4 protein-coding genes are annotated in these 12,090 nt (G+C 59.7%); all 4 read left to right on the top strand.

Annotation, left to right across the window (positions count from 1 at the left end):
• Window positions 1–31: 31 nt before the first annotated feature.
• Window positions 32–6,511: a DUF3320 domain-containing protein gene (locus ACZ9BC_RS22225; RefSeq protein WP_476247853.1), complete on the top strand. Its 6,480-nt coding sequence runs from the start codon at window positions 32–34 to the stop codon at window positions 6,509–6,511.
• Between the two features lie 125 nt (window positions 6,512–6,636).
• Entirely contained in the window at window positions 6,637–8,490 is a 1,854-nt protein-coding gene (locus tag ACZ9BC_RS22230) for a hypothetical protein (protein WP_476247854.1), read from the top strand.
• A 197-nt stretch (window positions 8,491–8,687) separates the two neighbouring features.
• On the top strand, window positions 8,688–9,320 hold the full coding sequence (locus ACZ9BC_RS22235; protein WP_476247855.1) for a hypothetical protein: 633 nt from the start codon (window positions 8,688–8,690) through the stop codon (window positions 9,318–9,320).
• 966 nt (window positions 9,321–10,286) lie between these two features.
• Entirely contained in the window at window positions 10,287–11,993 is a 1,707-nt protein-coding gene (locus tag ACZ9BC_RS22240; protein WP_476247856.1) for an ATP-dependent nuclease, read from the top strand.
• Window positions 11,994–12,090 lie beyond the last annotated feature (97 nt).

The raw sequence follows: 12,090 nt of genomic DNA on the forward strand, positions 1-12,090 counted from the left end.
CTGATGGCGGTGCCGTAGATGGGGGAATTTGATGAGGCTGTCCAACCGCGAGTACGTGGGCCGGGCGCTTGAGGCCTTGGCGGTTGGCCTTGAGCCGTACATCGCAGGAGTGCTCGGCGAGGTAGCCCCCGGTGTGGCCTGGACCAAGATCATTCAGCACAAGGACGAGAACGCCGGCCGGGCTGTACCAACCTACGCCCCCACCGATCTCAGCCTGCAGCTGCGCATCATGACTGAATCCATGGGATCACTCGGCTACCCCTTCAACCTCCCGCATGATGCGCGCAGCCACACCTCCGAGCTGCGCCAGGCACGCAACCTTTGGGCACACAACGAGTCCTTCGACGACCCCGATACATTCCGTACCCTGGACACTGCAGGACGGCTGGCCAAGATTATCGGCCTGACCGACACCCACAGCGAGTTGGCTTCGCTTCTCACCGAGTACCAGAATCGGTCTTCTCCCAACCCGGAACAACCGGAAGAAGACCAGGAGGCTCTGCCGGCCGCCGTCGCGCAGTCCGATCACCCGGAGGAAAGCCTTCCGGGTGAGCCCGCAGTCCACGGACCGGCTGCATCCGCTGCCCACGTTGTGGTTGAGGTGACAACAGCAGATGCCCTGAGCTACGCGATGGCGCACAACGGCTTCCGCTTCGTCAGGCAGGTCAAGATCACCAACAACGGCGCGGAAATCCGCGGTGCAGTGGTCCAGGTGGAGGCCTCCGCGCAGTCAGGCCGGATCTCCGGCGACTTCCAGCAGTACGTGGACCTGGCCGCAGGCCAAACCATCACGCTCGATGATCTCGACGTTCCAGTTCAGGCCGCCACCATGTATGAACTGGCTGACCGCCAGATGGGAAAGGTGCTGGTGACCGTCCATTCGGCGGGCGCCGATGCCGCCGTGGCGGAGCTGGGCCGCGCAGAAGCGGACCTGACGCTCCTGCCCGCCCAGTTGTGGATCGCTGGACGGGGACTCGTCTCCTACGAGTTCCTGGCCGCGTATGTGCAACCGCACCATCCCAGCATTGCCAAGCTCATGTCCGAGGCCGCCGACCTCCTCATGCAAACAACGGGCAGCGGCAGCTTCGACGGGTACCTGGAAGACGGGGACCGGGTTGATCAGATCGTGTTCGCCATCGCCCAGGCTATGAGCGCCCGTGACATCCGCTACAGCATGCCACCCGCCAGCTGGGGACTGGAAGGCCAGCAGGTACGGACGCCGGCGCAGGTCCTTGACGACCGTCTGGGCACGTGCCTGGACACCACGCTGGTCCTGGCCGCCGCCCTGGAATTCTGCGGCATCAGGCCTCTGCTCTGGCTGGTGGAGGGCCACGCCTTCCTCGGCTACTGGCGAGAGGAAGGCAGCCTCAGCACTGCGGCCTCCGACGACGTGCCCGAGCTGGTCAGCCTCGTACAGCGGGGCTTCATCGGCCTCGTGGAAACCACGCTCCTCACCGGCAGTCAGCCGATCTCGGCGGCCGCACTCCGCAGCAGCCCGCTGAACCGTTATGTGGAAAGCGGCAATGACGAGATCAACGCGGTGACTGACATCAGGCGCGCTCGCCTCGATGGCATCTACCCGCTGCCGGCCCGGACCACGTCCGACGCCGGAACCTACACCGTGGTCAACTACGTCCCGGAGACCAAGACTGCGCCGGCGCTGCCGAAGAAAGCAGCCTCAAGCGGGGGACCGGCCAGGACCACATCCGATGTTCCACCCCGGGTGGTCCAATGGAAGAACGCCCTGCTGGACCTGAGCCTGCGGAACAGGCTCATCAACTTCACTGACACGGCCCGGTTCCCACTCGCAGTGCCCACCGCGTGGATGGGCGCCTTCGAGGACCTCATCAGCAAGGGCACGTCCGTCAGCCTGCTTCCGTCCAACCAGATCAGTGCCATCCACCAGGAGCGCGGCGTCCGCTTCGGCAGGGACCTTCCCCAAGACGAACTCGCCGACCTGCTCAGCTCCAAAAAGGCCGTGTTCGCGGAGGTCAGCGAAGACGGCTACAACGCCAAGATGCGCGGGCTCGCCTACAAGGCGAAGACCCAGCTGGAGGAAACGGGAGCCAACAACCTCTATCTGGCCCTTGGCAGCCTGATGTGGGAACTGGACGGCCGGGCGCTTCGGTCCCCGCTGGTTTTGGTCCCGGTGAAGCTGACTTCTGCAGGGAAAAACGGTCTGTACCGGGTCACACTCGATGAGACCGGCCAGTCCACACCAAACTATTGCCTCCTCGAGAAGCTGGCCCAGTCCCACGACCTGCGCATCCCGGGCCTCGCCGAGCCGGAGGAAGACGGATTTGGAATCGATCTGGACGCCGCTTTCGCAGCTGTCCGGGCTGCCGTTTCGGCCAAAGGCCTGGCTTTCCGCGTGGAAAACACCGTGGACCTGTCCATGTTGCAGTTCGCCAAATTCCGCCTGTGGAAGGACCTTGACGAGAACTGGAAGGAATTCACCGCCAACAGCCTGGTCAATCACCTGATCAGCACCCCCACGGAACTCTATTCAGACAGCGTTGCCGTCGCGCCCGACGTCGACCTAGATGCCTTGGCTGCCCAGTGTCCAATACCAGCGGACTCGTCGCAGCTGGAGGCAGTCGCGTCTGCGGTCGCCGGCCAAACGTTCGTCCTGGAAGGCCCTCCGGGCACCGGAAAGTCCCAGACCATCACCAACCTCCTGACCCGCGCCATTGTTGACGGCAAAAGGGTCTTGTTCGTCGCGGAGAAGCGGGCGGCACTCGACGTTGTCCAGAAGCGGCTCGACGACGTCGGAATGGGACCGTTCTCCCTTGACCTGCACGACAAGGGCAGCAAACCTGCGGTGGTCAGGGCACAGATCAAACATGCCCTGGAGCTGCGCCTGTCGGCGAATAAGCAGCAGCTTGAGACTGCCTCCAGCGATCTTGCCTCGGCCCGCCGTGGGCTGGTCCGGTATGCCCACAACGTCCATGAGGAGAATGGCGCGCAGCTGTCCCTCTACAGCGCGCGGACCAAGGCGCTGACCTACGAACCTGATCACGCCACGGTTCCACTCAGCCCGGAGCTGACCGCGTCCTTGAATAATTCCACCCTGGAGTCGATCCGGCAGGTGTTGCGGGAACTTCCAGAGTTCACCGACCCCGTCCGTCCTGGACCTGATCACCCATGGCGGTTTACCTCTGTCGCCGGCGGCGAGCAGCAGGAGCAGCAACTGCTGGCTCTGGGACGTCGCCTCAACGAGGCGCTGAACGCCTTGCGGCCAACGCCCGGACTGCCGTCAGTTCTGGACGCAGCGCAGACTCCGGCCGACGTCGCAACGCTCGCCGCACTGCTGCAGGACCGGGACGTCCCGTTGGGGACCCTGGATGTGGTCCGCTCCAGCGACTGGTCGGTTGATGCTGAACAGCTGGAGAAACTGGTTACCGCCTTTGCGTCCGTTCAGCATCCGGGTCTTGAGCAGGTAGCGCCTGCGGCTATGGACCTTCCTCTGCCAGAAATCTTCGGCCGCGCACAGCAGGCCGCAGCTTCCAGTTTCTGGGGACGCAAAAAGCGCTTGTTGGCAGTGGCCGCCGAACTGGCTTCCGTTCTTGTTCCTGGAGCTGAGATCCGCCACAAGGAGCTGGTGCCGCTGCTGGAGAAACTGGTGGCCGTCCAGCACGAGGTCTCCGGCCTGCGGGCAACGCGAGGCTCTTTGCCTGGGCTGCCCGCGGACCAGCAATGGAACCCTCTGACGCCGGACGCCCAAGCCGACCTGCGACACCGCATCTCCTGGCTGCGCTGGGCCGCGAAGGCGGTGCAGCCGGCTCCGGAGCCCGCCGTCGCGAGCTTCCAGAGCGAGCTCCGTACCTTCCTGAAAGATGCCCCCGACGTTCACCAGAACGTTGTCGGCTGGCTGCGGGAGCTTTCCCATGCCTGGGAAGAATTCTTGAAGATCCAGGGTGTGGGTAGCGATGACCTGCGTGCGTGGACCGGTGGGTGCGGCTTCCTGGCCCGATGGTGGGAAACGTCCGTGCCGCGGCGACTGGATGCGGCGGGGTCGGTACCGCTGACGCGGTGGCTCGAGCTGGTCCGTCATGTCGAACCGCTGCGTGCCGCGGGACTAATTGACGCCCGTATTGCCATCCTCGACGGCGAGCTGGAAGCAGATGACGCAGCAGCAGCCTTTGAACGGGGCTTGGCTGAAGGGTCGCTGGCCGAACGCCGCATCGCTACAGGGTTGGCCGACTTTGATGCCACAGTGCACGAGCGCACCATCGATAGGTTCACCACGCGCGCGGAAACGGTACGCGAGTTGCTCAAAACCAACCTGGCGGCCGGGGTTCTGCGCTCCCGGACGGTCTCGTCGTCGTCGACCTCCGGGCGCATGGGCGAGCTGCAGCGGCAGCTCACCAGGCAACGAGGTGGGTTGTCCGTCCGAAAACTGATGGAACACTATGCAGACCTCATCACGGGGATCATGCCCTGCACGCTGGTCAGCCCGGATTCGGTGGCGCGGTTCTTCCCTGCCAAGGCCGATCTGTTCGACATCGTGGTGTTCGATGAAGCCTCACAGATCCGGGTTGCCGACGCGGTGGGTGCCATGGGCCGCGGTGCGTCAGTAGTGGTGGTGGGCGACAGCAAGCAGATGCCGCCCACGTCATTCGCGGAGATTTCCTCCGACGCTGGCAGCGACGGCGACGCCGAGATCTCCGTGGTGGAGGATATGGAGTCGATCCTTTCCGAGTGCGTGGAAGCGCGGGTGCCGCGGCAGTGGCTGTCCTGGCACTACCGAAGCCAGGACGAATCGCTGATTGCTTTCAGTAACCAGCAGTACTACGACAGCAAGCTCTCCTCGTTCCCGGGCCCGTCCCACGGCGCTGCAAATGCGGGCGTCCGCGGACATGGCGTGAACTTCGTCCGCGTGGATGGCCAGTTCCACCGCTCAGGACCATCCAAGGTCCTTCGTACCAACCCGGTGGAGGCTGCTGCGGTGGTGGCCGAGATCCGCCGGAGGTTTGATGCTGATTCGGCGGGGACTCCCTCCGTAGGTGTGGTGACGTTCAACCTGCAGCAACGTGCCCTGATCGAAGGGCTGCTGCGCGACACCGAGGTTCCCCGGATCGTCGCTGCCCTGGACGAGGATTCGGAGGGGCTATTCGTCAAGAACCTCGAGAACGTGCAGGGTGATGAGCGGGACGTCATCCTGTTCTCAACGGGGTTCAGCAAGAATGACAAGGGATACCTGCCGTTGAACTTTGGTCCCTTGAACAGGTCGGGTGGGGAACGGCGCCTCAACGTTGCCGTCACCCGTGCACGCCGGCAAGTTATTGTCTTCTCCAGCTTCAACCCGGCCGATCTGCGCTCCGAGGAAACCAGCTCCGTTGGCATCAAGCACCTGCGGTCCTACCTTGATCTGGCCGAGCAGGGGACCGCTGCTCTGCCTTACGACGGGCGCCGCGCTGCCAGCATTGACCTGCACCGGGAAGAGATCGCGGACGCGCTGCGGGACCGCGGTTTTGTGGTTTCTTCAGATGTGGGGTTGTCCGATTTCAAGGTGGACCTGAGCGTTGCGTTGGCCGAAGATCCTTCCCGCCAACTCATGGCCATCCTGTTGGACGGTCCTGCTTGGGCAGCACGCCGGACAGCGGGGGACCGGGATGGACTGCCCCGGGATGTCCTGACGCGGATGATGCGGTGGCCCTCAGTGGAGCGTGTGTGGCTGCCGGCCTGGCTGGCCGACAGGGACGCGGTGCTGGACAAGCTTGAAGCTGCTCTGGAGGAAGCGTATGAGGCGGCAGCTCCTGCTTCAGAACCTCAGGATCCGTTGACAAGTGGAACACCCCCGGTGACGCGCTCCGGACGACGGGCGGCAGAGGCCGCCGCACCTGAGCAGGAGTTCGTCCTGGTCGCCGGCAAGGACACTTCGCGGCTTGGCCAGGGAACCCTCCTTGAGGCCGTTCAAGCGAACCCTAGGCCAGCCACGCTTGTTACCGCATCCGCCCAGTCCAGTTACGAGCCTTGGACTGTCCGCCCCTTCGGCAGCCTTGAAGTACTGGACACGCTTCACTCCCGCCGCTCCGTAGCAGCCGTACGCGAAGCTATCCAAGATGTAATCGCAGCAGAAGGACCTATCCACCAGGAGCGGCTCGCCAAGCTCGTCTGCGCTGCTTTTGAACTCAACAAGGTGAACTCGCAAAGGGCAAATTCCGTACTCGATATTTTGGACGAATCACTCCACTACTGCGACGCCGACGGTTTCATCTGGGACGCCTCGGTTGACCGGGAGATGTGGGAGCAGTTCCGCCCGAACAGCGCTGACATCACGAGGAAGCCTGAGCACATCAGCGTTGTCGAAATTCGGAACGCGATGGTCGACGTCGTGCGGCTCTCCGGTGGCATCGCAGTGGACGAGCTCCACCGAGAAACCGTCAGGACTTTCGGGGGCAAGCGTTTGACGGCAGGTGTGATAGCCCGCCTGAACGAAGGACTGCAGTATGGCGTCGACACGAAGAGGCTTGAGCTTCGAGGTGCATTCGTGCAGCTGGCTAGCTAGGCGAATAAGGCGTTTAGCAATCATTGATTTTTCCCAGAAGGCATAGCAAGCGGGCCTGCAGATGCCGATAGCTAGCTGGCGCTCGCACCCTCAACAAATTGATTCAAATTTTGATCGGAGTTCCCATGTCCCAAGAACCCACACTGCTCTTTCTGCACGGCGTCGGAGACGGAAACAGAGACCGTGCCTGGCTGACTGGCCTTGAGGCGGCGTTATCGCGCCTGGGGTATCCGGCCATAAACCCTGAACGCGTACTTGCACCCAGGTATGCTCACGCACTCAGGGACATTGATGAATCCTTCCCTCTTCCGAAGATCAACGTGAAGCAGCCTGCGAGGGACAAGGTCCGCCAGAATCGCCGGGATTTTGAGCGACGCACAGCTGCGCTGGAGTTTCGGTTAGGAAGACATGACCACGGGACCGGCTGGGGTGGCGCTGAACTAGTGGTTAACGGGGCGGCGAACCTTCCCGGTTTCGCGCAAGTCCGAAAGTACCTCGGTGACGCTGACGTCAGAGCACAGGTTCTGCGGCTCATCCTCAGCAAACTGCCCGCAGCCGGCCGGATAGTAATTGTTGGTCATAGCCTAGGGTCAGTAATTGCTGCAGACCTGATTCAGCGGTTACCAAAAGAGCTCGAGGTGGTCGGCTTGGTCACCATCGGCAGCCCACTGGCGAGCGGCAGATTCAATGTCGACAAACTGCGCGAAAATATGCAGGAGCCACCCACCAACTTGGCTTGGTGGGCAAATTTCTGGAACGTGCTGGACCCAGTAGCGGCCCACAGGGGTCTGTCGTCGGTGTACAACTGGATGCTTGACTTCCGAATTGGAACTGGATTCAACCATCACGTACACGACGCCGAAACGTACCTTTCACACGATGCCGTCGCCGAAGCCGTGGGGTTTGGGCTCTTCGGATCGAAGTCCAAGGAAATCGTTCTCGCGGAGCGAGGTCTCGATATTCCACTCGATGCGTCTGAACTGACCGCCTTGGTGGCACTGCGTTATGCCCATCTGCTCAAGGAACGGCTTGACGGCGAACAGGGTATTCGATTTGCTGGAGCGTTAAGGCAAGTGCAGGCCACAGTCGTCGATGAAATTCGTCAAAGGAATAAGGAAGCGGGGAGGCCGCTGCCCTCTCAAGTTGCAAGGCTGGCCTTTGACGCATCAGACTCGAAAGCGAACGTCCCTGAGCCCCTGCCGAGCCGTCATCTCACTAAAGAGGACGCGGTAACGCTACTGACAGTTCTGGCATCCGAAAATGTGATCCGGCCGTTTGATATCAATGTAGACCGCGGTAAATGGCTCGGCGCAATGCGGGAGCTTACCTCGGAGATGGGGTTGGGTAGCAAGTACGGTACTCACGTTTTTGAGGCTGCCAAAGAGGCCCAAGATGTGCTCAGCGGAGCGCTGGTGATTGATTGGAAGAAATGGGGAGCACTCGGCGCGGGTGCCGTTGCACTAGTTGTTGCTACCGGCGGCCTGGCCCTGGCTGCGGCACCTGGGGTAGTCGGGGCCGCAGTCATCACGAGTGCCCTGGCCGGATTTGGTCCTGGAGGAATGATTGGTGGACTTCTAACTGCGGGAACGCTGGTGGGTGCGGGTGGCGGTGGCATCGCCTTTAGCCTTGCCAGCCCCGGCACTTCAGCCGAAACCGTCGAAGCGGTGATTCAGCGCCGCTTGGCGGCCGCAATACTTCGCCAGCGGCAGAACCTTGAACCGGACTATTCGTTGTGGAGCATCCTAACTTCAAATGAGATAACAGTCCGCCGCGAACATGAGCGGCTGGACGAGTTCTCCGATGAGTCCGCTCAGGCACTGAAAGAGCTGAAGAAGAAGCTTGAGACAATTGGAAGGGCAATGAAGTACTTGTCCGAGAACGGCCTTGAGCCGAAGCTGGTTGAAGATCTAGCGGAAGTTGCAGAGGACCTGGCGGAGAGCCAGGACACTGCTGCGCGCCAGCCCTCACCACTTAGCTAGGCGTGCTGTTCACCGAGGTTGGGAACGCACAGCCCACCGCCTTATGCCGAGGGCCGGTGGGCGTGCCATAATCGCCCAGCTCTTGATCTTACAAATGGTCTGAGGGGATTTGGCCCGGCGATCTGTTACGGCCGGCCGGCCGTTCCGTACTGTAACCACCCGAGGGCGTTTCGACGTCGAATGAAGATGGAGACTAAATGCTCATGAAGTTGTTCAAAGCACGGGTTTTGCTTTGGCAAGTTCTGCTGATTATCGTGCTAGTTGTTGCGGGAACGGGCGCCGCATTCGCGTCCGGTGCACTTAACGCGCGCGCACTCAGTTCGCTGTTCACCAGCAGCTCACACGAACGCGACTCGCAGGTGGTTCAGTCTGTTACGCGCTTGCAAGAGGTCGCGCTGCTCAGCCTTCACATCGAGGGTATCTCGAGGCACGAAAGCAATGGAGAGATTTTCGGTGTGGCCGTACCCGCGAGCGAGAAAACGACCCTGATCCAGTACAAGTTTGACGCGAAATTAGGCATCGATGGGTCACAGGTGACGATCGAGCCCACTGGCCCAGAGTCGTTTAGGGTAACTATCCCTCAATTCATTGGTATCGGCTTCGACAAGCCTGCGTTCGAGGACCCCCTCGAAAGCAGCAACGCACTTGGCTGGCTGGCAACGCCTGCCGTTCAAACTCGCATGATGAACAACATCCTGAGTGACGAGAACAAGCAGAAGTACATCTCCCAAAACGAAGCAGCGCTGAGGGAGCAGGCCAAGGCTTTTTACTCCGGGCTCGTCGCAAGCGTTGATCCCGAAATCACCGTCGACTTTGCGTTCGCAGGATAGATGCCGCAGCGCTCCGTCCTTGCCGCATGGATGGAAACCCCGTGAGCGGGAGTGCCAGTGGCGCTGGCCGACACATCCTGCTGCTCCACGCAGGGTCGAGTGGCTCAAAGCCTCCCGCACGTTTTTCTCGTGACCGTCGGGGACGGGGATTCTGGTCGTATCGAAGGCATTGTTTGTGACCGACAGCCAACCCTGCGGCCCCGGGAGCGGTGGAGACCGCCCACCCTGCCGTTGCCGGCTGCGTTCGGGTAGTCCAGGTCCGCGAAAAGTCGCGAGCACCGTTGACCCGACCAGCTGGTCCTGCAGACCGCCAACGCAGCCGGGCACGCGGCGACAGTGCTGGTGGACGACCGGATCGACGTGTTCCTTGCTGCCTGCGCCGACGAGGGCAGCCGTGCACGGAGATCATTTTGGGCAAAGTGGTCTTCCCTGGCACATAGCCTCGGTTGGTACTCCTGGTCTGGGTAGTTGGTGTAGTGAGACTCAGCGTCCACGAAGAGACGAAATCCAGTGTCCGCGATGTAGCGAGAAAGCACACCAACAGCCCGGAACGCCCCTACCAACTCACGCTGTCTGCCATCCTGCGCGGCTGCTGCTGGCGGGGCTTGGTGTGGCCCATGTCCATCCGCTTCAGCGCTGCAGCGATAGTAGTCATCTGCTCGGCTGCTTTGGTTCGAGTAACATCATAGGACCTCGCCAAATTTAAAAACGTTCTCAACAGAGACGTATTGAGAAATAGAGGTCGCTGAAGCACTTCAGCGACCCTTTTGTGTCTACGGTACGCTTTCGTAATGACGGATCGGCTGCCATTCTCCGCTACTATTTGGTTCGAGTCCTGTAAGGCGCCTTGGCTGCTGTACCGATTCCAATCTCCCTTTCTTTAGCGCAACTACCCCTGTTGTCTATGCCACCCATGTTGATACCAATACAACAGTGACGAGCGCGGACATAAGATAAGATAGCCAAATGAGCAATCTCAGGGGAGTCTCCCTCAAGGTTAAGAATTACAAGTCCTTCGGGGAAATTCCACAAGGATTTGATCAGATACTTCCGATTAACCTGATCATTGGGAAGAACAATGCTGGCAAGTCCGCCCTCTTGGACGCCATTAGCTACGCAGCAGTGAAACAACAAAGTATCATGCCGAACCTTCATAACAATGGCAACGCTCCAGAGATTCACATGTCTCACCCCATGGAGGAAAGTACCATCGAGCAGGTCTTTCCTCGGGACACCGGCGGCGGACCACTTCCTGGCAATCATTATGAATATGGTAGTCAGTGGATCGGAGGAAGGATCACTACCTCGGAATCCTTCACCGCCGACAGTAGATCATTCGTTGCAATGGTGCCGGACTTTCCAGAGCAATTCATCCATTCATTCGGCGCGCAGCTTGCTGCAAGATCTTCCAACCCGCTAGTGGGCTATAAGGTGCGCCGCCTTGCAGCAGACCGCGACATTAAACCCGAAGGTGAAACTAATGCCGCAAATCTTCAACCCGGCGGAGAAGGCGCAACTAACACGATTCGCTTCTGCCTCCATGATGCAGACGCCAATGCTGGCCATCTCATCAAAAAAGATTTGTTGAATGCGCTCAACTTCGTATTCGAAGGTGAGACTGTCTTCACTGACATTAACGTCAAGGTGCGCGTTGGTACATGGGAAGTTTACCTTACCGAACAATCAAAACGAGACGACATCCCACTCTCAAACTCCGGTAGTGGCCTCAAGACAATCATTCTTGTCTTACTACAACTGTTGGTAATTCCGGTTGCAGGAGAGCGGGACCCCGACGCAAGGTATCTGTTTCTTCTTGAAGAAGTGGAAAACAACCTTCATCCGGGCCTGCTTCGCAATCTTCTACGCTTCATACGTGAGTATTCGGAGGAAAAAGACGCGCACTTCTTTATCACTACTCACTCAAGCGTTACTATCGATCTCTTCGACAAGGACAAGAATTCCCAGATAGTCCATGTCCGCCACGACAGCACATCCTCCAGCGCAGCAAGCATTCAGTCATTTAATGACAAGCGAGGCATCTTAGACGACCTTGATGTCCGTGCAAGTGACATCCTCCAATCGAATGCAATCATTTGGGTCGAGGGACCCTCCGACCGAACTTATATCAAACACTGGATCGACCTCTACTCGAACGGCGAACTTCGGGAAGGCGAGCACTTTCAGTGCGTCTTCTATGGCGGACGACTACTAGCGAGAATCACTGCTGATCCCGAAAATACAGATGACGCCAACATCCTCAAAGTAAATCATCACGCCATCCTTGTTATGGACAGCGACATCACTATGCCGGATGGCAAGATTAATGAGACCAAAAAGCGTATGCAGGGGGAGATCGAGTCGGTCCATGGACTCGTCTGGATAACTCACGGCAAAGAGATTGAAAACTACCTGCCCAAAGAGGTATTTGAAGCCTACTTCGACACCGCAGCGGATAAGCGGTTCACTGCACGAAGCAAGATCCAGCCCTACTTGAATTCCATCAAAAAAGGTGCAGGAGATGTATTCGTCAGAAACAAAGTTCTATACGCAGAGGAGTTCATCCAGCATTTTGATCGCGATATGCTCGAAGCTGACACGGAGCTACATGGCATGATCGCTGAGGTTTGTACACGTCTGAAAAAGTGGAACGGCACTCAACCTCCGCGCGTCTAGCTCTAGGGCGTGTCTCCTTATTGTCGTAGCCAGATCAGGGAAGCGTAGAGTGCGACGCCTGCCCGATAGGTGATGGCGAGTTTGTCGTATCGAGTGG

This window comes from Pseudarthrobacter sp. TE3704 (genome assembly GCF_056279405.1).

Coding starts and splice junctions, on each gene's coding strand:
- ACZ9BC_RS22225 (WP_476247853.1), top strand. CDS start 32: ATGAGGCTGTCCAACCGCGAGTACGTGGGCCGGGCGCTTGAGGCCTTG.
- ACZ9BC_RS22230 (WP_476247854.1), top strand. CDS start 6,637: ATGTCCCAAGAACCCACACTGCTCTTTCTGCACGGCGTCGGAGACGGA.
- ACZ9BC_RS22235 (WP_476247855.1), top strand. CDS start 8,688: ATGCTCATGAAGTTGTTCAAAGCACGGGTTTTGCTTTGGCAAGTTCTG.
- ACZ9BC_RS22240 (WP_476247856.1), top strand. CDS start 10,287: ATGAGCAATCTCAGGGGAGTCTCCCTCAAGGTTAAGAATTACAAGTCC.